Raw genomic sequence first — 24830 nt, forward strand, 5'->3', positions numbered from 1 at the left:
ATTAATGCACACCAAAATGCCTTTGCTAAAGCATAGGAAACCCTAGGTGTAGATTGGGGGAAAATATTCCTAGTTCCGAATTACGAAATTAATAAATACCCAGAATGCCGTAAATATGTAGAAATGGGCTTCCATAATGCACAATTTAATTTTAGATTAGATGAAACATTGATCGGAACGATATTCCATGGACAATCACCTAGTAGGAATGATGGTACACTGCAAGTAGTTCCACCACCGCAAGGTCATCCAGTTCCAATGATGCCAGAAATGCCAAATGAACATAGTCCTGGATCCTGGAATAAATGATTTATTTAATTAATGAAAAAAGGATGAGACACAATCGTGTTCATCCTTTTTGTTGTTAAATTAACAATCGCCATGCTTATTTAGATGTAACGGTGGAGGAATGAGCCAGCCTTTTTCTTTATTTAAACGGAGTACTTTTCCTCCAAGTGCGACCTTTTGTGCATGGAATTGTGCATTCATCATAGCTATGTCTTCCCTGATTGATTTACCTATTGCTTGACTGCAGGCTACTAATCCAGCGGCTATATCAGCAGAAAGTCCAGCAGCAATGGCTGGGTCTATGATTCGAGCACCAACTGGAATATCTTCTAAACATGCTTCAGGCGGCTCTGGTTGCCCAGGAGGTAACCCAATGCCGTTTTCTTTTAAAAGTTCTTCCAATTGCTTGTTTTCACCCTGACAAATTTCACTTGCTTCTACTAATAACTTCTTTAAATCATCATCACCTGCATGGTTTAACATGGTTTGATAGCCTGCAATCTTCCCGTTATTCACCAATACAGCAGACCATAAATCAAATACTTCGCCATAGTGTAAAGGCTCTTCCTTAGGGTTCCCACTTAAAATTCCCATTGTTGCCCTCCTTAGTGTGTACGTGAATTTATTCATTAACAGTGCCACCTTTCTTGAAGCACATAGTTAGGGTATCCATTTTCAAACCCTCTCATGAATTTTTTAAGACTTTTTCATTTATCATCAAACATTTATTATCTTTGGACATGTGTCCGGATTTTTTTCATAAGATGTACAAGTTGAGATAAAGGGGAGTGGAGTGGTTTTATTGAGTATAAGCATATTAATCAGTTACATCATTTTAGGATTTACCCTTGCAGCTCCAATTGGTCCGGTAAATTCTGCACGTTTAGATAAAGGGATTAAGAATGGATTTTGGCATGCATGGATTGTGGGTGCTGGCTCTATGGTGGCAGATGGATTCTTTATGCTGCTTGTTTATCTGGGGATGGTTCAATTTTTAGGGATTCCTATTATCCAAATATTTCTTTGGTTATTCGGAGGCTTTATTCTTATTTATTCAGGTGTTGAAAGTATCAAAAATGCGGGTACGGTCACCCTAACTTATGGAAGAGATAAAGAGTCATTAATGAAGTGTTTCTTTACTGGGTTTATTATGTCGATTACCAGTCCATTATCTGTTTTATTTTGGTTAGGAATATATGGCTCTGTTTTAGCGAAAACAGCCCAAACAAATGGTACAGAATCTCTCTTAATTTATAGCTGTATGATTTTCCTTGGTTTAACCATTTGGGACGTTTTTGTTGCTGCCCTCACTACAGGATTCCGAAAACTCCTAACGGTAAAAAGCCTGATTACTATCTCCATTATTTCTGGTGCTTCACTCGTTTTGTTTGGTCTTTATTTTGGTTACCAGGGTATTAATGCACTCTTTAGTTAAATAACTTAACATTATTCTATAAAAATACAATCTCACTTGACTTTTGATAAATAATCCGTATAATACAAATTTGTGTTGAAGTATTTTATAATCTGTTCATAAATTGTTCATACTTTACTGTTACAATTAATGATAGATTTAATGGTAGATTAATATAACTTATATAAAATAACCCCAACTTAAATAAGTATTATTTTCTTAAGGCAGGTGCAAAAAATGAATAACTTAACTCAAAAGGGTCAAGGTATTTTAAATAAATATATTGGCTTTTTCTTATTGGCGGTATTCTTCCTTTGGATGAAAACCTATATAGCTCAATTAACTCAATTTGATTTAGGAATTGAAAATACACTACAAAAGTTCTTATTATTTATTAATCCGTTAGGATCATCTTTATTATTTTTAGGATTTGCAGCTTTATTTAAAGGACGCAAGAAATATATCGCACTACTCGTGATTGATTTCTTTCTATCCTTTCTCTTATTTGCCAATGTCGTGTATTACAGGTTCTTTAATGACTTTATTACTTTACCAACATTAACTCAGACTCAAAACTTTGGTGATGTAAGCGGAAGTGTCTTAACACTATTAAGACCATATGATTTCTTATTCTTTATGGATATCATCCTTTTGATTACTTTACTTGGTTTTCGCTTTGTAAAAGTGGAATTTAAAGACATGAATCGCAGAAAAGTAGCTGCTTTATTCTCATTATCACTTGCTATTTCTTGTGGAAATCTTGGACTAGCTGAAAGTGATCGTCCTCAATTGTTAACCAGAGGATTTGACCGTAATTATATTGTGAAATATTTAGGTATGTATAACTACACCATTTATGATGCCGTTAAAAGTACAAAAGCTTCTGCACAAAGGGTTATGGCAAACAGTGACGATATGACTGAAGTAATCAACTATACAAAAGCGAATTATGCCGAGCCAAATCCTGCGTATTTTGGTACTGGAAAAGGCATGAATGTGGTTTATTTGCATCTTGAATCCATGCAAAACTTCCTTATTAACTACAAATTAAATGGGGAAGAAGTAACACCGTTTTTAAATTCCTTAACAAAGGATCAAAACACACTCTATTTTGATAACTTTTTCCATCAAACAGCACAAGGTAAAACATCTGATGCAGAATTTATCCTGGAAAATTCATTATATGGATTACCACAGGGTTCTGCTTTTACAACAAAAGGTTTAAATACGTATCAAGCAGCACCAGCGATTCTTGGTCAGCAAGGCTATACATCTGCTGTCTTCCACGGGAACTCAGGAAGCTTTTGGAATCGTGATGAAATTTATAAATCGTTTGGATACAACAACTTTTTTGATGAAAAATACTATGATATGAAACCTGAAGACCTTGCAGAATATGGTCTTATGGATAAGCCGTTCTTCGAACAATCAATACCAATGTTGGAATCATTGCCACAGCCGTTTTATACAAAGTTTATGACTGTAACACACCATTATCCGTACCCTCTTGCTGAAGGAGAAGCAACAATTGCACCGCATACTACGGGAGATAAATCAGTTGATACTTACTTTCAAACTGCTCGATATGCGGACGAAGCATTAAAACAATTCTTTGATTATCTAAAGGAATCTGGTTTATATGATAATACAATCATTGTTATGTACGGGGACCATTATGGAATTTCAGAAAATCATAATAAAGCTATGGAAAAAGTTCTAGGTAAAGAAATTACAGATTTCGATAGTGCAGGATTACAACGTGTACCATTCTTCATCCGTGTTCCTGGAATTGAGGGTGGAGTCAACCACGAATACGGTGGGCAAATTGATATTCTACCTACACTTCTTCACTTGTTAGGGACAGATACTAAAGATTATGTACAATTCGGTACTGACCTTTTATCTGAGCAACATGATGAACTTGTTCCTTTTCGTGATGGCGGCTTTATGAGTCCAACCATTTCATCTGTAAATGGTAAGTTTTACGACTCAACCACGGGAATGGAATTAGATGAAAATAGGATGGAAGAGGCAACGAACCTACAGCAAACCGCAGAAAATAAATTAGCGCTTTCTGATAAAGTGGTAAACGGAGACTTATTACGCTTCTACACTCCTGGAAACTTTACTCCTATAGACCGAACACAATACAACTACAATCCATCTCAAGATGATGAAGAATAAGCTTTAAACCAGGCTGTTTAGGAAATTCCTAAACAGCCTTTTTATATCTTTATTATTGGCTATGTTAAAGCTTAATATTGATTTTGGCACTCTGGTGATTTGTGCGGAAGGCGCGAGACTCCTGCAGGAGGACGGGACAGGGGAGACCCCGCAGGCGCTTTAGCGGCGAGGAGGCTTCCCGAACCGCCTGCGGAAAGCGAAGCGACTGGAGCACAAATCAACAGACAAGTATAAGAGAGCCTTTTTATTAAAGATGTCCAAAATATGAATTTTTTAAATACATAAAAATTCAGAAGGAAAGTCTCCTTTGATTGTCGAATGAATGAAGGACAGATGGGAGATGAGACAAATGAAATTACAAATGGCTGCTACAAATAATGTTGTTACAGGTGATAAGTCGTGCATTTTATGCAATAAGGACTTTGAATATGCTGCAATCGTTAGTGGAGAAAAAAATGTAGAGGATTTGTCATCAATCTATAAGGGTAAAGTATTAACAGATCAAGTCGTTGTTCTAAAAAAGAACATTGCCAACAATGGAGCTTTACAAATTGTTGATGTTGAAATAACGGTTAGGTGCCCACATTGTCAATCCAATCATCGATTTAATCAGTTTTTTACTTTGCAATCATAGGGATTAATAAGATAAAGTAAAAAGCACCTAATAAAGGTGCTTTTATCATGATGTAAAATGGAACATTTTTGAAAAAATTTAGGATTGGTCTAGGACCAGCGTGACTCGAATATTTACTAATAATAAATTACTCTTTAAGAAGGTGGTAGCAAATGTCAGTCTATACTTCTAGAAATGATGTACCAGTAAATGAAAAATGGAGCCTTGAAGACATTTATTCAGATTTAACTAAATGGGAAAACGATCTTCAGCTTGTTGAAAAAATGGCCGATAAACTGAAGCAATTTGATGGAGCCATTCAGGATGGTAAGAGTCTTTATCAATACTTGAAACAAAGAGAGGAATTATCTTATACATTTAATCATGTTTATGCTTATGCCATGCTGAGGGTAGATGAGGATACAAGGGAAACTAGTTCACAATCATTATTAGATCGTGCCAAAGGACTTAGTGTGAAGGTTAGTTCCTCAACATCGTTTTTTATGCCATACTTATTAGGTTTAGATAAAGAAACCTTAAGCAGCTTTATTGCAGAAGAAGAAGGTCTTAAGTACTTTGAAGAGGATTTATATGAATCCTTTCGATATAAGACACATGTCCTTAGTAAAGATCAGGAAGAAGTTTTATCACAATTAGGCGAAGCACTGTCTGCTCCAAGTACAACCTTTGGGATGATCAATAATGCAGATATTAAGTTTGGCGATGTAACCAATAACAATGGTGAAAAGGTCCAGTTAACAAGAGGGATGTACTCGAAATTAATCGAGGATGAAGACCGGGAAAGACGGAGGGAAGCATATAAAGCCTATTATAAGCCATACGTTGAATTAAAGAATTCCATTGCGAGCACACTTTCTGCAGCAATCAAAAATAACGTCACCTTAGCAAAAATTAGGAAATATCCATCAGCATTAGAAAAAGCACTTTTCGGTGATATGGTACCGAAGGAAGTATATGAGAACCTGATAGCTGCAACGAAAAAAAATATCGCACCGCTTCACAGGTATTCTGAGATCCGCAAGCAGAAGCTGCAGCTGGATGAACTTAGGCAATATGATATGTCCGTTCCTTTAGTACAGGGTGTAAAACAGGTTATTCCCTATGAGGAAGCATATGAAACCATGATAAAAGCTTTAGGACCTCTTGGGCAAGAATACGTATCCATACTTAAAGAATTCAAGGATGCCAGGTATATTGATGTACGTGAGACTCCTGGTAAGCGCTCAGGTGCCTATAATTTGGGGATCTACGGGGTTCATCCATTTATACTATTAAATCATCAAGATGATTTGGACAGTTTATTTACGCTTGCCCATGAGTGTGGTCACGGGGTCCATAGTAAATTAAGCTCGCAGCATCAGCCTCAAATTACGGCTCGTTATAGTATTTTTGTCGCAGAAGTGGCTTCCACGGTCAACGAAATTTTGCTGATTAATTATTTATTAAATACAGAAAAGAATCTTGAAGTAAGGAAGCATTTATTAAATCATTTCATAGATCAATTTAAGGGAACATTCTTTACCCAAGTCATGTTTGCAGAATTTGAGAAAATCACTCATGAACTGACAGAAAAGGGTACCCCATTAAATGTCGAGGTATTTAATCAGACCTATGAAGCATTGTTCAGGGAATACAATGGGGATGAGGTAGTTTTTGACGATGAAGTGAAATTTGGCTGGTCAAGAATTCCTCATTTCTATCGACCATTTTACGTCTATAAGTACGCAACTGGTTTTGCATCAGCAATTCATTTGGCCACGAAAATACTTGAAGGGGATAAAGAAACATTACAATCCTACCTTAACTTTCTAAAGAGCGGAAGCTGTGATTATCCACTCGAGTTGTTAAAGAAGACTGGAGTGGATTTAACCACGCCTGTGCCAATTGAAAATGCCATGAAAAAGTTTGGAGACCTGGTAAAAGAATTCTCAAGCTTATAATTATTAGGCTGTGTTAAAGGTAAATGTTGCTTTTAGAACCCTGTTGATTTGTGCGGAAGGCGCGAGACTCCTCGAAAATGCTATACCATTTTCTTCGTGCGTGGGCAGATTCGAGGAAGTAAATCAATGTCCTGCAGGAGGACGGGACATGGGAGACCCCGCTTATCTCTTAGCGCCGAGGAGGCTTCCCGTACCGCCTCGGAACAGTCAGAGACCGCCTGTCCCTGCGTTGATTATTCGCAGAAGCATTCCTTAGTGGAGCACAAATCAACAGCCTAATTTAACATAGCCAATTATTAAAAGATGTCACAAATTTTCTTTTGTGACATCTTTTTTTATCACTGTTAATTGTTGCATGGTATGATGTGTTTGAGAATATATTTTACTCTTACCCAAGATTACCTTAAATGAAAATAGGTGATTAATATTTGGAAAAAAATTATTTCCTTAATCGGGATAATATTGATCATTTTTTTAGTTATTCATAATACCCAAACTTTCCAATTACTTAGAAGCGGGGATTTGGATTCCATCATACTGTCTTTGAAAGATACAACATTTTCAAAATTCTTCTTTACCTTCATCATTATGGTGATTCAAAATTCATTTACCATTATTCCTCTCATAATTATCATTACGATAAACTATGCATTATTCGGTTTTTTTAATGGTCTTATTTGGAGTTGGTTCACAAGCATAATTGCTGCTGGCATATGGTTTTTTGGCAGTCGTTATTTTTTCAATGATTGGGTGCAGAAAAAAACGAACCCAGAACTTTTATCAAAGATGGAGCAGAATGGGCTGCTATTTGTATTCCAAGCTAGAATTATTCCGTTTGTTCCTACGAGCTTAATCAATATTCTTAGTGGATTAAGTTCTATTACATTTAAACATTTTATTATGGGTACGATGTTTGGAAATCTCATCTTTTTCTTTGTGTTAATGCTCATCCCCGCAGGATTCATGGAGGGGAATATGGAGCAAAATATCCTGCTCGGTCTAGCGCTTGTTTTTGTAGGTATTGTAATTTTCTATCGGCTTAAGAAAAAACAGAAAAGAAGAAAACATGTAAATTAGATAAACTTGTATTTTTCATCTTGCACTATCAAAGAAATTATTGTACTCTAATATTTGCTTGTTAAATAGATTGTTCAACCTCTTTTTCTTTTTGGAAAGAAGAGGTTTTTTTGTGAATAGGAAGAGAGGGTGTTTACCATGAGTACAAACAAAAAAGGCAATCCATGGGCGTTGATACCTTTTGCTGTATTTTTAGTATTATTTATCGGATCGGGAATTGTCACGGGCGATTTTTATAAATTTCCGGTCATTGTGGCAATTGTTATTGCAGCAGCTGTTGCGTTAACAATGAATAGGAAAGAAACTTTTAATCAAAAGGTAGAAATTTTCACAAGAGGTGCGGGAGAATCAAATATCATGCTTATGGTTGTGATTTTCCTGTTAGCAGGTGCCTTTTCAGAGACAGCTAAAGGCATGGGTGCAGTAGATTCAACGGTTAATATGGCATTATCTATAGTACCTCAAAATCTGTTAATGGTCGGTGTCTTTATTATTGCTTGTTTTATATCATTATCTATGGGGACAAGTATGGGAACAATTGTAGCACTAGCCCCTATAGGAGTTGGTATTAGTGAGCAAACGGATATATCACTTGCTCTTTCGATGGCAGCAGTGATAGGTGGAGCCATGTTTGGGGATAACTTGTCTTTTATTTCAGATACCACGATTGCAGCAGTCAGGACGCAAGGGACAAAAATGAAAGATAAATTTAAAATGAATTTTCTTATTGTTCTTCCTGCCGCCATTATTACATGTATCATTCTTGCTATACTAACAATGGGTGAACAGGCCAATATCAGTCAGCAATCCTTTAATTGGATAAAGATTCTACCCTATTTAGGTGTACTAATTACTGCGTTGGCAGGAGTAAATGTATTTTTGGTTCTTGCATTCGGAATACTGTTCGCCGGTTTTATTGGGATAGTTGATGGCAGTTATAAGCTTATGGAACTTATTCAGAAAACGAGTGAAGGTATGGCGGGAATGTTTGAAATATCCTTCCTGGCCATTTTAATTGCTGGTATGGTGGAAGTAATAAAACATAATGGCGGGATTGATTACTTACTCCATCTCGTAACGAGTAACATTAAATCGAAAAAAGGTGCTGAATTCGGGATCGCTGGACTTGTAAGCTTAACAGATCTAGCAACAGCAAATAATACAATCTCAATCGTTATTGCTGGACCGCTTGCAAAGAATATAGCTGATAAATACGGAATTGACCCTCGCAAATCAGCAAGTTTACTCGACGTTTTTTCGTGCAGCATTCAAGGATTAATCCCATATGGAGCTCAATTGCTCGTTGCTGCAGGGGTAGCTGGCATATCCCCTGTCAGTATTTTAACCTATTCTTATTACCCAGTATTAATAGGGATATGTGGAGTGGCAGCCATTTTAACTGGTTACCCACGTCTTACTATAAAAAGTGGTAAAGAAAGCACGACTAAACAATTACGTTCTGATCTACAGTGATCAGAGCGTTTTTTTTGCATAATCACGATGAATTAAATAAAGTAAAGTTTAATAATAACAAATTCTTTCGACAAGAAGGTGAGGTAAATGTGTGTTGAAATCGTACCATTAGGTGATTCCGCAATCACGATTACCTTTGGCAATAAAATTGATGAAAGGATTCATCAACAAATTCATCAATTTCTACATGTGTTTAGAGGAAATAAGGTGGTAGGTGTGTTAGAATGTATCCCTGCCTATACGTCCATCTCCATATTTTATAACCCTTCAATTATTTCATATAATCAATTAAAGAAAAAAGTATATACAACTTATGAGGCTGCACTGGAAACAACCAATATAGAATCAGTTGTCTATAGGATTCCGGTTTATTATGGCGGGGAGACTGGTCCGGATTTAAGGTTCATTGCCGAACATAATAATTTAAGTGAGCAGGAAGTAGTTAATTATCATGCAAACAAAGAATACTTGATACATATGATTGGGTTTGTAGCGGGTTTCCCATATCTAGGCGGACTTTCCGATAAAATCACCGCTCCTCGTCTAGAAAAGCCGAGACCCAAAATAGCGGCAGGGTCTGTTGGTATTGGAGGAAGTCAAACGGGGATATATCCAGCTGAGGTACCTTCGGGATGGAGGATTATTGGCATAACTCCATTACGATTATTTGATATAGAAAATGAAATTCCATCGCTTTTATCTGCAGGAAATTATGTCACCTTCCTGCCTGTGGATTATGAGGAGTTCCTTTCCCTAAAAGAACGGGCAGCTGCTAGAAAGTATGAAATATTGACTTACAAAAAGGGAGAGTAATAGACATGAATGTTATTGACCTTAATTGTGATCTTGGAGAGAGTTATGGGTTATATAAAATTGGAAATGATAAAGAAATTTTGAAACATATCTCATCTGCAAATATTGCTTGCGGCTATCATGCTGGAGATCATAATGTGATGATGGAAACCGTAAAACTGGCTAAAAAGTATCATGTGAGAATTGGCGCCCACCCTGGATTTCCTGATCTAGCAGGATTTGGACGGCGGGAAATGAATATTAATCCAGCAGAAATTTATAATCTAATCCTCTATCAGATTGGTGCCCTAGCTGCGTTTGCTCAAACTCAAGGTGTATCATTGGTTCATGTAAAGCCACATGGTGCACTATATAATATGGCATCTAGTAATCGTTCAATCGCTGTTGCTATTGCACAGGCTGTATCAGATTATGATAGAAGATTAATCCTTTTTGGTTTATCTGGCAGTGAACTTATACTGGCAGGTAAAGAAAAGGGCTTGCTGACAGCGTCAGAAGTATTTGCTGATCGAACCTATCAGCCTGATGGGACCTTAACCTCGAGAAGCGAACAGAACAGCATGATTCATGATGTGAAGCTTGCAGCGGAAAGATTAATTCGAATGGTTAAGGAAGGAAAAGTAACTGCAACAGATGGTACCGACATAGATATCAGTGCAGACACAATATGTGTTCATGGCGATGAACCTGATGCCTTAGAGTTTAGTAAGGAATTAAAACAAGCTTTATTAAAGGAAAATATAAGGATAAGAAAGTGTTGGTAAGTAAGATGAAGACTCCAATCTTTAAGGTAATAAAACCAGGATTGCAAACAACCGTACAAGACCTCGGAAGATATGGATTCCGTGAATACGGGGTTAGCCCATCGGGAGCGATGGACTCATATTCTTTACAAATGGGTAATTTATTAGTTGGTAACGTCTTAGGTGAGGCTGCACTTGAAGCACCTCTAATAGGACCCGTTCTCTTGGCTTTGCATGACGTCTCTATTGCAATATGCGGCGGTAATTTCACCCCGAAAATTAATAATAAGGAAGTACACCTTTGGAAATGCACCGTATTAAAGAAAGGGCAAACCCTCTCGTTTGGCAGGGTAAAAGAGGGAGCAAGAACATATATTAGTGTTGCTGGAGGTATTCATGTTCCACTCGTATTGAACAGTAAATCAACATATTTAACAGGAAAATTTGGAGGGTTGGATGGCAGGGCTCTAAAAGAAGGAGATATCCTTTATGGGATACCCTGCATCAGAAGAAATAGATTTCTTCACGCCAAGTTTATCCCAGAATATACGAATTCATTAACACTTAGGATAATAGCGGGCCCCCATAAGGATAAATTTACTTCATTCGGATTCGAAACATTCCTGACTGGAGAATATATCATCTCTCCTCAATCAAACCGAATGGGGTATCAATTATCGGGTCCAAAAATTGAGCATAGAAGTACAGCTGATATTATTTCTGACACCATTCCCTTAGGTGGAATACAAGTCCCATCAAGCGGGCAGCCCATTATTTTAATGGCTGAGCACCAAACTACAGGAGGCTATTCTAGAATAGGAACGGTTATATCAACAGATATCCCGCTTCTTGCTCAAGCTAAACCGGGAACAAGGATAAGATTTAAGGAGATTTCCCTTCAATCTGCCCAAAATTTGATAATCGAATGTAAGAAAACGATAAAATATTTACACTTGTTGTCTAGGTCTTAACCTTCCTAAAAGTGAACTTAAATTCAGGTTTAATAGATTTTATGATATAATGATAGTAATAAATAATTCATGATAGTTGCATAACTTGGTAATAATAACCTAGTCCGAGAATTAACAGCATAATTAACTTCTCTAGTATGGTTTTATTTATAAATTTTTGATAAGGTGTGATTTTGTGACAGAATTAGTAAACGGAAAAGTACAGCATCGAAAACTTCCTCTTAGTAAAAAAATCTTTCGAGCGATAGCCATTTCTCTCGGAGCGATACTAATGGCTACCGGTCTAGAGATCTTTTTAGTCCCAAATAAAGTAATTGATGGCGGCGTAACAGGTATATCGATAATGTTATCTCATCTAACGGGTCTTGAGCTCGGTATCTTTCTATTCCTGTTAAACCTGCCATTTGTATATTTGGGATACAAACAGATGGGTAAAACCTTCGCAATTTCTACCGTATATGGAATTATTGTTTTATCTGTTTTTACAACATTATTTCATCCAATACCAGCCTTTACCGACGATATACTTCTTGCAACCATATTTGGCGGCATGATATTAGGAATTGGAGTTGGAATTGTTATTCGCTTCGGCGGAGCATTAGATGGTACAGAAATACTATCACTTGTGATCACCAAGAAAGTACCATTCTCCGTTGGTCAAATAATTATGTTTATTAACCTCTTTATTTTAGGGGCAGCAGGATTTGTGTTCAGTTGGGACCGGGCGATGTATTCCTTGCTAGCTTACGTTATTGCTGCGAAAGCAATTGATACGGTAGTGGATGGTTTCGAGGAATCGAAATCTGTTTGGATTATCAGTGATGTAGCAGAAGAAATTGGAAACGCCGTAAATGCTCGCTTAGGTCGTGGTGTAACATACCTTAAGGGGGAGGGAGCCTATACCGGAGACCATAAGAAGGTAATTTTCAGTATCATCACTCGACTAGAAGAATCGAAACTGACAACGATTGTTGAGGAAATTGATCCAAATGCCTTTTTGGCGATAGCAGACATATCCGAAGTTAGGGGCGGACGTTTCAAGAAGAGGGACATCCATTAATTTACACATTTACGAAAAAATCTCAGGGCTAAGTTCTCTGGGATTTTTTTATTATCCTCTTTCAACCGTTTTTATGTTACATTTGATGTGTAACTGATAGATTACTAGAAAAGGATGAAACGGGATGTCAACAGACAAGAAAAGAATTGAGAAAGACTTCTTAGGTGAAAAAGAGATACCGGTTGATGCGTACTATGGGATTCAAACAATCAGGGCAGTAGAGAATTTTCCGATTACAGGTTATCGCATTCATGAGTCCCTAATTAAAGCGCTTGCAATGGTAAAAAAGGCAGCAGCAATTGCTAATATGAATACTACTAGATTATACAAAGGTCTTGCTGATGTCATCATACAAGCTGCAGATGAGATTATTGCTGGTAAATGGGATGATCAATTTATCGTCGATCCGATTCAGGGTGGTGCGGGTACATCGATGAACATGAATGTAAATGAAGTCATTGCTAATCGTGGACTCGAATTACTTGGCCAAGCTAAAGGTGATTATTTTCATTTAAGTCCTAACACACATGTAAATATGTCACAATCTACGAATGATGTATTTCCGACAGCAATACATATCTCAACTCTTACATTATTAGAAAAATTACTAGTAACAATGGAAGATATGCAAAAAGTATTTAAACAAAAAGCTGTCCAGTTTGAGAAGGTTATTAAAATGGGACGTACGCATCTACAGGATGCCGTTCCGATTCGTCTTGGACAAGAATTTGAAGCTTACTCTCGGGTCCTTACTCGTGATATCAATCGAATTAAACATACACGAGAGCATTTGTTAGAAGTGAATATGGGAGCAACAGCAGTAGGAACAGGCTTGAACGCAGATCCTAAATATATTAAAGATGTAGTGAAACAGCTCGCTGAAATCAGTGGTTTTCCACTTGTAAATGCAGAGCACCTTGTGGATGCTACACAAAATACAGACGCTTATACAGAGGTTTCAGCCTCTCTAAAAGTCTGCATGATGAATATGTCGAAAATCGCTAATGACCTTCGCTTGATGGCTTCAGGTCCTCGAGCTGGGCTAGGTGAAATTCGTCTGCCTGCACGTCAGCCAGGTTCTTCGATTATGCCAGGAAAGGTGAATCCGGTTATGCCTGAGCTAATCAATCAAATTGCCTTCCAGGTGATTGGGAATGACCACACCATTTGTCTTGCATCTGAAGCTGGTCAACTTGAGCTGAATGTAATGGAGCCAGTTTTAGTCTTTAACCTTCTTCAGTCCATCAGTATTATGAACAACGGGTTCCGTGCTTTTACAGATCATTGCTTAACAGGCATTGAAGCAAATGAAGAGCGTTTAAAAGATTATGTAAACAAAAGTGTAGGAATTATTACGGCTGTAAATCCACATCTCGGATACGAAGTAGCTGCACGAATTGCCAGAGAAGCAACCATTTCTGGGAAATCTGTTCGTGAATTATGTCTACAGTATGATGTTTTAACAGAAGAGGAATTAGATATTATTTTGAATGTCTATGAAATGACTGAGCCAGGTATTGCAGGAGAAGAACTTTTGGATAGAGATTAATCTTTTGAAGGGTGCTCCTTAATGAGCACCCTTCTTAGTGTCTATAAATCGAGTAATTCTGTTAGGGTTACTAAGTTAAATCCCATTGATTTTAGAATAGGGATGACCCTATCAACTGCTTCAGGTGTATTGATTCCCCCAATATGCATGAGGATGATGTCGCCGTTGCTTGCTCCAGATTGTATTCTTGAAATAATTACTTCAACAGAAGGCTCCTGCCAGTCAATGGTATCAATGGTCCATTGAATGATGTATGGATATCCTGCACTTCCAACAGCTTTTAGGGCCGCTTCATTATAGGTACCAAATGGAAAGCGGAAATAAGGACGTGGAGTAACACCTGTTGCTCTTTTTATTGCTTCTTCTGCTTTTATAATATCCTGGACAAAAATATTCGTATTAGTGTTAACTGCATCTGGGTGGGAGTAAGTATGGTTTCCAATTTCATGCCCTTCAATTGCCATTCTCTTTGCGTAACTAGGAAACTTATCTGCCCAGCTTCCTGTAAGGAAAAAGGTTGCTTTAACGTTATGCTTTTTCAGTACATCCAAAATTGCAATTCCAATCGCGTCACTGCCGGAATCAAAGGTTAACGCAATTTCCTTTTGCTGAAGGCTGCCGTTTGAAATGATGAAAGATGGCACAGTCGTTGGGGGAGTTTCTTGTTTTGGCGGTTCTTGTGGCGGAGGTGGCTCTACATTTTTTCCATATAATTTTAAGATTTGACCAACGAAGATATTATCTGATGCTAAATTATTCCATTGCTTTATTTTAGCAACTGTCAAATCGGCCCTCTGTGCAATTGACCATAAAGTGTCTCCAGCCACGACTGAATAATCCACAGTTTCACTTTCTGGGACAATAATTTTTGCAGGTACTGCAGGAGGTGGATCGGCTGGCTCCTCATCTTTCGGATCTTCATCTTTTGGCTCCTCAACTGATTGCTTTATTGGTAGAGGATTTTCTATACCTGGGTCCTCGTTTCCTTTATCAGGGATTTCGGTCACGGGTGGATCAGGTTTGTTTTGTACAGGCTTTGAAAGGTCCCAATTTAAGAAAAACAACATAAAGGCAAAGGCAATCAAACTCAAGGCTGTGAGTGTAAAGTAAATCCACTTCCCACTTTTTTTTTGGAAGTGCGAAACAACCCCCAATACTAGGAATAATGAAAATATCATGACGGTAAGAATCATTATTATTCCTGTCATCGAAAATTCCCCATTATTGAAAAAATGAATAGGGAGCAGAATTCAAAGTTAGGATTATTATTGACTGTTGTTACATAATGAGTGTAGTAGATGAGGTAAATAAGAGGAACATATTTCTGCTTTAATTATAACATATGAAGGATTATAGGCAGATGGTCACGAATTATAGATAAAAAAATAATGCTGTGTTAGTGTCAAATGGTGATTTTAGAACTCTGTTGTTTTGTGCGGAAGGCGCGAGACTCCTTGAAAATGCTATCGCATTTTCTTCGTGCGTGGGCAGATTCGAGGAAGTAAATCAATGTCCTGCAGGAGGACGGGACAGGGGAGACCCCGCAGGCGCTTTAGCGCCGAGGAGGCTTCCCGAACCGCCTGCGGAAAGCGAAGCGCCTCGTGACAGTCAGAGACCGCCTGTCACTGCGGTGATTATTCAAAGAAGCTTTCCTTAGTGGAGCACAAATCAACAGCCTAATTTAACACAGCCAAAAAAACATAAAAAGAACCGCACATGATTTTTATTCGTGCGGTATTTACGTTATTTTTCACTCTTCTTATCATTCTTTTTATCACTTAAAGCCCTGTAGATTTGTGTATACATGCTGCCTTCAGTGATATTTTCTAGAAAAAAAGGACCAATAAGTTCTAAATATTCCTCATCATCAAACAACCTTTTGTTTTCTAATTCCATTTCTCCTAACCCATCGTATGTAGAAAGCAGTGCATAGGTATGATCTTCACCAGAAATAGGTGTTAGGATTTCAACATGATGGTTATAATTATCATTTCTGAATTTTTTTATCTCACGTAAATTGTCTATCGCTTCTTTAAATTTATCCTGTTTAATAATAAACGTCTGATAAACAAAAACAGACATTAAAGCACCCCCTCAAGAAATATAAAAGCATACATATCTTTAGAAATCTCCAGAAAGTCTTCTTATTATTCAGGTTGTTAATTTACAAGAGTGTGATGTTTGCTTTTCTACAGTTTTCAATAATTTCATCATTCCAGACGGAAACCTGAACCTCGCCAATGTGTACTTTTTGAAGGAACAACATACATATTCTTGATTGTCCAATTCCTCCTCCAATTGTATAAGGCAGTTCCTGATTTAGAATAGCCTGATGGTATTCTAAGGACATTCTATCCTCAGTATTTGAAATCTTTAACTGTTTTTTTAGTGCCTCTTCATCTACACGAATGCCCATAGAAGAAACTTCAATAGATTGTTCCAGAAGGGGATACCAGAAAATAATATCACCATTTAATGTCCAATCATCATAATCTGGTGACCGACCATCATGTTTTTCCCCAGACAATAACTGACCTCCAATTTGCATAATAAAAACGGCACCATATTCTTTTGCAATCGCGTCTTCTCGTTCTTTCGGTGAAAAATCTGGATACATTGTTTCAAGTTCCTGCGTGGTAATAAAATGAATCTCATCAGGCAGAGTAGGCTCAAGTACAGGATAATACTCGTGTAAATGGTATTCTGTGTTTTTAAATACTTGAAATATTTTTTGTACTTCTGATTTTAAAGTTCCTAAGTTACGCTCTTCTTTTGTAATAATTTTCTCCCAGTCCCACTGGTCTACATAAATGGAATGCAAGTGGTCTAGAACTTCATCTCGTCTAATCGCATTCATATCTGTGTATAAACCTGAATTATGGGCAAAGCCATATCTTGCCAGAGCCATCCTTTTCCATTTGGCTAACGATTGAACAATTTCAATATTTGTATTTTTAATATCTAGTGCCTCAAAAGAAACCATTCTTTCGACACCATTTAGGTCATCATTTAAACCCTTACCAGATTTTAAGAGGATAGGGGCCGATACTCGGGTTAAATTTAAACTCTCAGCTAAGGAATTCTCAAAGAAATCCTTTGTTTTCTTAATTGCCACTTCTGTTTGTAAAAGATCTAATTTTGAAGCATAAAGCGGTTGTGTAGATAGTGAATTTTGCATTACATCAAAACCTCCAGTAAATCATAATTGAAAAAGTGTTTTTATATGCAATCAGATGTATTCCAAAAGAATATTCTGAAATTATAGCAAAATTATGATTTCCTTTCCATAGGTTTAGATCAAACAACAAAAAAAAATCTCTCCAACCGATTTGACTCGAAGGAAGAGATTTTTTTACTACCTCAGTTGATCCCAATCTGAGTAAGTCCCACTGCCTTGACAACCTGGACATTCAACTGAGTTATAATACGCAAATTCATTATAGGGATAAACTGTAAAGCCTCTCCCGTAGCAATCAGGACATTTTTCTTGAGTCCTCATATGAGATACATGATTTTGATATCTAGTTTCTCTCCATTGGTTAAAAGAGTTAATTAAACCCATGTTCTACACCTCATTGTTTTTTATTTAGTATGTTGAAAAAATGGAATATTTATGCAGATAACGATTTGTGTATGAATTTTTTCATGATTCCCAAACTAACAAAAGAGGTGATAACTATGAGTGATTGGAACGAACAAGCAGCGCCAAATAATAATATTCCTCAAAGAATTGTTAGACCATTTGAGCGTCGTGATCAAAGTGTGAATCATGAGTTTTCAGAGGAATTATCTGATGGCGGTGAACGAGACGAATTTATCCAACATCAAAAAAATATTAAGAAATAGTCAGGATTGGTGACGATTTGAAAAATCGTCACTTTTTTGTTTTACAAATGATTTTATCTTGTGTAGAATTTCTATGTACCTAATAATTCTAGGTAGGTGAAAAAATGTTTAATCGTGAACTTGTAAAGGGAAGTACTTCATTAATCTTGCTTCAATTGTTAAATGAAAGAGATATGTATGGATACGAATTGGTGAAAGAATTAGAGCGGCGAAGTGATAATGGCTTAAGCGTTAAAGAGGGGACATTATATCCAGCTTTGCACAAGCTTGAAAAACAAGAGTATATAGAGTGCTATTGGCAGGAGCAGGAAAAAGGGCCCGCTCGGAAATACTACCAAATTACAGATGCCGGAAAAGAAGTACTGAATAAAAAAACCCGTGAATGGCAGGATTTTGTAAAGGTGATGAACAAGGTAATAGGGAGATCAAAGCATGGAACGGCCGAAGAATAAATTTCTAGAAGAGCTCGAAAAAGGGCTTGGAAACCATCAAGATAAGAAAAGTATTCTAATGGAATATGAAGTCCATATCGAGGGAATTCTTATTGAATCTTATGATTGTAATGATGAGACTGAAATGATGGAAAGAATTATTTCCAGACTAGGGAGTCCTGAGGAAATAGCAGCCATGTGGAAAGAGGAGCTCTCTGTAACACCGAGTAATATGAAATGGCTTTTTATCCTCATGAATATACTCTTTTTTGGGGGAGGAAGCTTATTAACGTTTTTCCATAATGTATTTCAATGGAATTGGCTTTCCGTTATTTGGAGCCATCTAACGGCTATCCCCGTCTTAATTGCCTTAATTTATATGTTTTTTTGGGCATTGCTCGGCTATGAGATTGGTAAAGGCTTTGGACATGGAGGAAGAAGCCTGCTAAAAAAGACTTTTTTACTTTCATTGATACCAAATCTTTTGTTAATGGTCTTAACGGTATTTGAAATTATTCCGCATTCGTGGTTTGAACCGTTATTAACAAAATCATTTATTATTGCTTGTATCATTTTGACCATCATCTTATATCCAATTAGTTTGCTTGGATATCGGTGGGGTAAGAAGGCATCGATATAAGCAGCTTTTTTTACCTACATACCTAGTAAAACTATGTATATAGAATTTCTATATGGAAGAGGGATATTTATGGAATTGAAAATAGGCAAATCAGATTGTATCTTTTTATTGTTGTGTATGCTGTTAGGAATTGTGGCAGAGGAAGCTTTTTTTAGAGCTGAAATAGGCATATCCTACCTAGTGTTTATTGTTGCCTTTTATGGCTTGTTTTTTTTCCGATACCGCCGTGTTTCCTTCTCTCACCAGCGATTCGGTTATCTAGTATTGATTTGTATCTGGCTGTTGGCTGCTAGCTATTTTATTAATGATAATATGTACTTTTATGCTTTGAATATTATCGCAATCCCAGTACTCGTTTTTTTTCATCTCGTATTAGTAACAAGTCAAAAAAGCATTCGTTGGAATAAACCTGCCTTTATTACCTACTTATTTTTGAAATTAGGTGGTGCAATAAAGTATAATTTCGTATTTGCGTCACTTTTGGGAAAGGTTTTTAAACAGGGTGTCGACGAAAGTAAGTTTCAAGTGTGGAAAAAGGTTTCAATTGGAATATTGATTTCCATTCCTGTTTTGATGGTTGTCTTATTGCTGCTTATGTCTGCAGATACTCAATTTGAAAAGATGGTAGGGGGAATTCCACATTGGTTTCAAGTAATTGATGCTGAAGTAGTTTTTCGTATCATCGTAGTTTTGTTTTATTCTTTTGCTTTCTTTGGTCTTATGCAGGTTCTGATGAAGAAACAAATAAATGTAATGAATCAGAATGGCGATCAACTAACCTTTAAAATGGATGCGGTCATTACCATTACTGTCCTAGTGTTAATAAATGCGGTATATGTCCTCTTTACTATTGTTCAATTTAAATACTTCTTTAGTGGGTCGCTGCAAGGAGACTTCACCTATGCTGAATATGCAAGAAAAGGCTTTTTTGAACTTTTATTTGTTACTCTGATTAATCTTTCGATTACTGTACTTGTTTTAACCTTTGTTAAAAGCACGATAGGTTTCATAAAAAGATTTATTCAAGTGCTGCTAACCACTCTTGTCCTTTCGAGTGCTGTGTTATTGAGTTCAGCTTTCATGCGTTTAAGCATGTACGAAGACGCATATGGGTTTACCTTCATAAGAGTGATGGCACATTCGTTTATGATTTTTCTTGTTGTCATTTTCATGTATACCTTAATTAAGATTTGGATTGAGAAACTTTCCTTATTTCACTTTTATTTTATAAGCGCCTTACTCTATTACACTGTGATGAACGTAATAAATGTCGAGCAAATTATCGTGACAAAGAATATTGAACGATATGAACAAAGTGGGAAAATTGATTTGCATTATCTAAATAGCTTATCTTACACAGGTATTATAGGGTTAATTGAGTTATATAAAGAAAACCCTCAACTTCCGGGCTTAAAAAATGTATTACATGAAAGAAAAAATGAAGCAAATCTAAGCAATTATTCTTGGCAGTCCTATAACCTAAAAAGAGTTCAAGCAAATGAAGAATTAATAAAACTCCATTTAGAATAAAGGTTATCAAGGGATTTGGTCGAAATTATTAGGATAAACATTTATCTAGGGGAGATTTGATAATGAAACGTAAAGATGTATTACTTGAACAATTTCTTTGTTGTCAAAAAAAGAGTCATTGGTTTGTTTCTTTTGAAAAAGCAGTCGCTGGATTAACTCCGGAGCAAGCCAACTGGAAAAAGACTGATTCCGAGAATTCTATTTGGGAAATTATTTGCCATTTAGTTTTTTGGAATCAACGTTTCTTAAACCGCTTTAAAACCAATGAAAATCCAAAGATGGAAGGAAATAATGATACCACTTTTACTATCTTTAAAGAGATGGAATGGGAGCAAGTCTTAGAGCGCTTTAATGCGGTAATCGCAGACTGGTATGAAACCATTGAGAATTGTGAAGATGAGAAGCTTGATCAATATATTAGTGAAGATTCGAAAGAAACATGGTTAGAATCACTATCGAGTATTACCCTTCATAACGCTTATCATATCGGACAAATCGTTACCATTCGTAAAATGCAAGGGTCATGGGACCCCGAACATGGATTAAGTTAATTTATTTTGAAGGACAAGTCATTTGAAGTAATAATAAGATTTGTCCTTCATGAGGGTTATGAAGAATAGATTTTTACCTGTAAAAGGAAAAGGGCAATATTTTATTATATCTTGCCCTTCGTTTCTATAAAATATAATCCCCAGTAAACCTATCAAAAATTCCCCTTGCGATACTGCCTTCATCTTTCCCACCACCAGTGTGTGGTGTTGTTGCAAAGATACTGCTCACAATCCTTTTAAATGGCAGCGACTGAATCCAAAACGAACCAGGATACTAAGTGTGTTAAAGAATAAGGAGAATGGAAACTGAGAATTACCGTGTTTAAGGCAAGTGGACAAACCCAAACTAAATGAGTGCCTACAATGATTTAAAATTTCATCAATTTAAATTCTGGTTAAAGAGAATCGAAGACTCTATTAAACTTGAGAATCCAGTACACAATGGTCATGGTTCCTATAGAAGAAGCTGCTGATTTGAAAAATGAAGCGTTGCATATCAAGGATTTACCCGTAGCAGTTGCTGCACTTTGGTTTTCCTTTTATTACGCAGGAATTATACATCGCCATACGACCAAGCGGACCATTCTCATCAATAATATTCTGAATGTCATATACCGAAATCGGAAACATTGGAATGCCGTAAACATAAGGGATAGAAGGTGTGAACCTATGGTATCATTCTTACACCGATTTGGCATTTTTACACCACAAAACGATGTGATTCTGCACCATTTTCCAATTTATAGGTTTCTAAAGTCAATAGAATCAATCGTTCTGAACTGGCATGAAAATTGCATAGTTACTAGATAAAAGCAAGACTTCAAATAAACATTAGATAGGGAGTGACATACATGAATATTTGTATAGTGGGTGGAGGCTTAATGGGTTCTGGCATTGGCCAGGTTACCGCTCAAGCCAATTTAAATGTAACGATAATTGATATAACAGACGAATCATTAGAAATATCAAAAAAAAGAATAACTGATTCTCTAGAACGTTTTGTAAGGAAAAATCGAATTGAAAGTGTTGATGCAGTTTTAGATAATATCACGTTTTCAACAGAAATGAATGCGTTATCATTTGCGGATGTCATTATTGAAGCAGTACCTGAAAAGCTGGACCTTAAAAAGGGAATCTTTGAGCAAATTGATGAACTAGCAAAAGAAGATTGTTTGCTCGCATCCAATACGTCCTGTTTATCCATTACCGAGATTGCAAGTGTGACGTCCAGACCTGAAAAGGTTATTGGAATGCATTTCTTTAGTCCAGTTCCGATGATGCCATTACTAGAAATTGTCAAAGGCTATAAAACATCAGAGGAAACCTATGAGCGTGCTAGAGAGCTCGGTGAAAAGCTCGGGAAACGCATGGTTGTTGCACAAAAGGATTATCCAGGCTTTTTAATGAATCGAATTTGGTTACCGATGGTAAATGAAGCGTGTTACGCGGTCATGGAGGGTGTAGGAACTCCAGAGGAAATTGATCAAGGTTTTATTGATGGATATGGACATACAATGGGACCTCTTAAAACAATCGATATGGCTGGATTAGATATCACCTTATGGGCGCTGGACGCATTATATGAAGGCTTCAATGATTCGAAATATCGACCTTGTCCCTTATTAAAGAAGATGGTAGAAGCTGGTGATCTTGGAAGAAAAACGGGTAAAGGTTTTTATACTTACAATTAAGGAGTGATGATATGGAAAAAGTACTTTTAAGTAAAATCGTAGATGGTATTGCAGTTTTTGAGATTTATAGACCTCCCTATAATCCATTAAATCAAGAGGTTATAGACGAAATGGCTTCCTTTTTACAGGAAATTTACGCAAATCCTGATGTTCGGGTATTGGTTATTGTGGGTTCAGGAGAAAAGGCATTTTCAGCTGGGGCTGATATTAATCAATTTGTCTCTCGTTTAGGTAAAAAAGACATATCATTATCCATGAATTTTCACCGTACCTTTGAATTGTTAACACAGCTACCAATCCCTGTCATTGCTGCATTGAAGGGGCATGTGCTAGGTGGGGGATTAGAACTTACACTATCCTGCGATTTTCGAATTTGTGATCCGGACACAAAGCTTGGTCTTCCGGAGGTCAATCTTGGAATTTTCCCAGGAGCAGGTGGAACTCAACGGTTACCAAGAATCGTAGGAAAATCAAAGGCAATGGAAATGATGATGTTTGGTACATCAATTGATGCCGAAGAAGCACAACGAATTGGAATAATTAATCGAATTGTGCCAGTAGGTTCTGTAGAAGAAGAAGCGATGAATTGGGCATATCGTTTAAAGGAACAACCTAGATTATCTCTTAATCAGATTAAGAAGGCAGTTAATCGTGGAACCGAAATGTCAATTGCGGATGCAATCCGTTATGAAATGGAATTATTTGCTGAGATGTTTACTAGTGAGGATACAAAAGAAGGGGTTCAAGCCTTTTTAGAAAAAAGAAAAGCTAACTTCAAGGAGAAGGTGGAGTAGACATATGAAAAATGTGTACGTAATTGAAGGTGCAAGAACGCCGTTTGGAGCATTCGGTGGGAGCTTAAAGAATGTTGATGTGACAAGGTTAGGTGTCATTGCAACAGAGGAAGCAGTAAGAAGAAGCAATATACCGAAAGAAGATATTGAACAAACCTTTTTCGGAAATGTGATCCATACAAGCTCTAATTCTTCCTTTTTGGCACGTCATATTTCATTAGGAGCAGGCATTCCCGAAACATCTCCAGCGCTTACCGTGAACCGTCTTTGTGGATCAGGTCTTCAAGCAGTAGTAAATGCCGCCCAAGCAATCCTACTAGATGAGGCGAGTGGTGCCATTGCAGGAGGCTCTGAAAATATGTCAATGAGCCCACATGTAGTGAGAGATATTCGATTTAATAACATCAAAATGGGAGTACCGCATTTCGAAGATATGCTATTATCAACCTTGACAGATCAGCATTGTGGGTTAGGAATGGGTATTACAGCAGAAAATTTAGCTGAAAAATATGGGATATCACGTGAGGAGCAAGAGGATTTTGCCATACTTAGTCAAAGCCGTACACAAATCGCAAAGGAAAAAGGGATATTTGCAGAAGAATCGGCAGCCGTTAGGGATGCGAATGGAAATATAATACTTGCGGAGGATGAGCATCCAAAATCTGATGTGACGGTTGAAAAGCTACGTAGGCTGCGCCCATCCTTTAAAAAGGATGGAACTGTAACTGCTGCCACATCGAGTGGAATTAATGATGGGGCAAGTGCGTTAGTATTAGGCGATGACAAATTAATTGAAACGCATAACGTGACACCATTAGCAAGGATTGTCTCCTGGGGAATTGCGGGTGTAGATCCAACCATTATGGGGATTGGTCCCGTTCCTTCTACGCTTCAGGCATTAAAACGAGCGAACCTTAAGATGAAGGATATTGATGTGATAGAAGTGAATGAGGCTTTTGCTGTTCAAGTACTAAGTGTCCAAAGGGAACTAGGAATTGATCTTGAAAAATTAAATGTCAATGGTGGAGCAATCGCGCTAGGTCACCCAGTAGGTGCAAGTGGAGCCCGATTATTACTAACACTTGCCTATGAATTAAAAAGAAGGAACAAGCGTTATGGATTAGCTAGCCTATGTATTGGTGGGGGACAAGGGATTTCAGTCATTATTGAAAATGTAAATGCATAGAAGAATTAAAGGGGA

24 protein-coding genes and 1 pseudogene are annotated in these 24830 nt (G+C 37.1%); 21 read left to right on the forward strand and 4 right to left on the reverse strand.

Features of this window, described 5'->3' with window-relative positions:
- Positions 1-3: 3 nt before the first annotated feature.
- Positions 4-309 (forward strand): annotated as a pseudogene (locus QNH48_RS11610) (manganese catalase family protein); the annotation flags it as partial.
- Positions 310-369: 60 nt separating this feature from the next.
- On the opposite strand, the gene QNH48_RS11615 reads toward QNH48_RS11610, so the two are convergent.
- Positions 370-882, reverse strand: coding sequence for a DUF3231 family protein (locus tag QNH48_RS11615; RefSeq protein WP_283955030.1), 513 nt, complete (start codon positions 880-882; stop codon positions 370-372).
- Positions 883-1090: 208 nt separating this feature from the next.
- Here QNH48_RS11615 and QNH48_RS11620 point away from each other — a divergent pair, with 208 nt between their 5' ends.
- The 11 genes from QNH48_RS11620 to aspA all read left to right on the forward strand — a co-directional run bounded on the left by QNH48_RS11620 (position 1091) and on the right by aspA (position 14146).
- Positions 1091-1723: a LysE family transporter gene (locus QNH48_RS11620; RefSeq protein WP_283955031.1), complete on the forward strand. Its 633-nt coding sequence runs from the start codon at positions 1091-1093 to the stop codon at positions 1721-1723.
- A gap of 216 nt (positions 1724-1939) precedes the next feature.
- Positions 1940-3886, forward strand: a complete 1947-nt coding sequence (ltaS, locus tag QNH48_RS11625; RefSeq protein ID WP_283955032.1) for a lipoteichoic acid synthase — start codon at positions 1940-1942, stop codon at positions 3884-3886.
- Positions 3887-4208: 322 nt separating this feature from the next.
- The gene (locus QNH48_RS11630) at positions 4209-4520 is read left to right on the forward strand and encodes a hypothetical protein (RefSeq protein ID WP_283955033.1); all 312 of its coding nucleotides are present in this window, start codon (positions 4209-4211) and stop codon (positions 4518-4520) included.
- A 152-nt stretch (positions 4521-4672) separates the two neighbouring features.
- On the forward strand, positions 4673-6460 hold the full coding sequence (gene pepF / locus QNH48_RS11635) for an oligoendopeptidase F (protein ID WP_283955034.1): 1788 nt from the start codon (positions 4673-4675) through the stop codon (positions 6458-6460).
- Between the two features lie 543 nt (positions 6461-7003).
- Positions 7004-7537, forward strand: a complete 534-nt coding sequence (locus QNH48_RS11640; protein WP_283955035.1) for a TVP38/TMEM64 family protein — start codon at positions 7004-7006, stop codon at positions 7535-7537.
- A gap of 138 nt (positions 7538-7675) precedes the next feature.
- Entirely contained in the window at positions 7676-9010 is a 1335-nt protein-coding gene (locus tag QNH48_RS11645; protein WP_283955036.1) for a Na+/H+ antiporter NhaC family protein, read from the forward strand.
- Between the two features lie 87 nt (positions 9011-9097).
- Positions 9098-9823, forward strand: coding sequence for a 5-oxoprolinase subunit PxpB (gene pxpB, locus QNH48_RS11650; RefSeq protein ID WP_283955037.1), 726 nt, complete (start codon positions 9098-9100; stop codon positions 9821-9823).
- 5 nt (positions 9824-9828) lie between these two features.
- Positions 9829-10587, forward strand: coding sequence for a LamB/YcsF family protein (locus tag QNH48_RS11655; protein ID WP_283955038.1), 759 nt, complete (start codon positions 9829-9831; stop codon positions 10585-10587).
- Between the two features lie 5 nt (positions 10588-10592).
- The gene (locus QNH48_RS11660) at positions 10593-11537 is read left to right on the forward strand and encodes a 5-oxoprolinase subunit C family protein (protein WP_283955039.1); all 945 of its coding nucleotides are present in this window, start codon (positions 10593-10595) and stop codon (positions 11535-11537) included.
- Positions 11538-11712: 175 nt separating this feature from the next.
- Positions 11713-12597, forward strand: a complete 885-nt coding sequence (locus QNH48_RS11665) for a YitT family protein (RefSeq protein ID WP_095248682.1) — start codon at positions 11713-11715, stop codon at positions 12595-12597.
- A 124-nt stretch (positions 12598-12721) separates the two neighbouring features.
- Complete coding sequence (gene aspA, locus QNH48_RS11670; RefSeq protein ID WP_133368502.1) at positions 12722-14146, forward strand: aspartate ammonia-lyase; 1425 nt, start codon at positions 12722-12724, stop codon at positions 14144-14146.
- Between the two features lie 41 nt (positions 14147-14187).
- Here the strand turns inward: aspA and QNH48_RS11675 are convergent, their stop codons facing one another.
- The 3 genes from QNH48_RS11675 to asnA all read right to left on the reverse strand — a co-directional run bounded on the left by QNH48_RS11675 (position 14188) and on the right by asnA (position 17324).
- Positions 14188-15354 carry a polysaccharide deacetylase family protein gene (locus QNH48_RS11675; RefSeq protein WP_283955040.1) on the reverse strand — a complete coding sequence of 389 codons (1167 nt, stop codon included), beginning with the start codon at positions 15352-15354 and terminating at the stop codon, positions 14188-14190.
- Between the two features lie 535 nt (positions 15355-15889).
- Positions 15890-16228 (reverse strand): hypothetical protein, encoded by a 339-nt coding sequence (locus tag QNH48_RS11680; protein ID WP_283955041.1) that lies wholly within the window; start codon positions 16226-16228, stop codon positions 15890-15892.
- Between the two features lie 82 nt (positions 16229-16310).
- On the reverse strand, positions 16311-17324 hold the full coding sequence (gene asnA / locus QNH48_RS11685) for an aspartate--ammonia ligase (RefSeq protein WP_283955042.1): 1014 nt from the start codon (positions 17322-17324) through the stop codon (positions 16311-16313).
- Positions 17325-17824: 500 nt separating this feature from the next.
- Here asnA and QNH48_RS11690 point away from each other — a divergent pair, with 500 nt between their 5' ends.
- The 9 genes from QNH48_RS11690 (at position 17825) to QNH48_RS11735 (ending at position 24815) form a co-directional block, all read left to right on the forward strand.
- A complete protein-coding gene (locus tag QNH48_RS11690; protein ID WP_283955043.1) occupies positions 17825-17992 on the forward strand; it encodes a hypothetical protein in 168 nt (55 codons plus the stop codon).
- 104 nt (positions 17993-18096) lie between these two features.
- Positions 18097-18444 carry a PadR family transcriptional regulator gene (locus QNH48_RS11695; protein WP_283955044.1) on the forward strand — a complete coding sequence of 116 codons (348 nt, stop codon included), beginning with the start codon at positions 18097-18099 and terminating at the stop codon, positions 18442-18444.
- On the forward strand, positions 18425-19063 hold the full coding sequence (locus tag QNH48_RS11700; RefSeq protein WP_283955045.1) for an HAAS signaling domain-containing protein: 639 nt from the start codon (positions 18425-18427) through the stop codon (positions 19061-19063). The genes QNH48_RS11695 and QNH48_RS11700 overlap by 20 nt, the downstream gene beginning before the upstream one ends.
- 69 nt (positions 19064-19132) lie before the next feature.
- The gene (locus tag QNH48_RS11705; protein ID WP_283955046.1) at positions 19133-20593 is read left to right on the forward strand and encodes a DUF4153 domain-containing protein; all 1461 of its coding nucleotides are present in this window, start codon (positions 19133-19135) and stop codon (positions 20591-20593) included.
- 62 nt (positions 20594-20655) lie between these two features.
- Positions 20656-21144 (forward strand): DinB family protein, encoded by a 489-nt coding sequence (locus tag QNH48_RS11710; protein ID WP_283955047.1) that lies wholly within the window; start codon positions 20656-20658, stop codon positions 21142-21144.
- 423 nt (positions 21145-21567) lie between these two features.
- Complete coding sequence (locus QNH48_RS11720; protein ID WP_283955048.1) at positions 21568-21954, forward strand: hypothetical protein; 387 nt, start codon at positions 21568-21570, stop codon at positions 21952-21954.
- 32 nt (positions 21955-21986) lie between these two features.
- Positions 21987-22835, forward strand: coding sequence for a 3-hydroxyacyl-CoA dehydrogenase family protein (locus QNH48_RS11725; protein ID WP_481858469.1), 849 nt, complete (start codon positions 21987-21989; stop codon positions 22833-22835).
- 11 nt (positions 22836-22846) lie between these two features.
- Entirely contained in the window at positions 22847-23629 is a 783-nt protein-coding gene (locus QNH48_RS11730) for an enoyl-CoA hydratase/isomerase family protein (protein WP_283955050.1), read from the forward strand.
- A 4-nt stretch (positions 23630-23633) separates the two neighbouring features.
- Entirely contained in the window at positions 23634-24815 is a 1182-nt protein-coding gene (locus tag QNH48_RS11735) for a thiolase family protein (protein WP_283955051.1), read from the forward strand.
- Positions 24816-24830 lie beyond the last annotated feature (15 nt).

The organism is Neobacillus sp. YX16 (assembly GCF_030123505.1).
Lineage (GTDB): Bacteria > Bacillota > Bacilli > Bacillales > Cytobacillaceae > Neobacillus.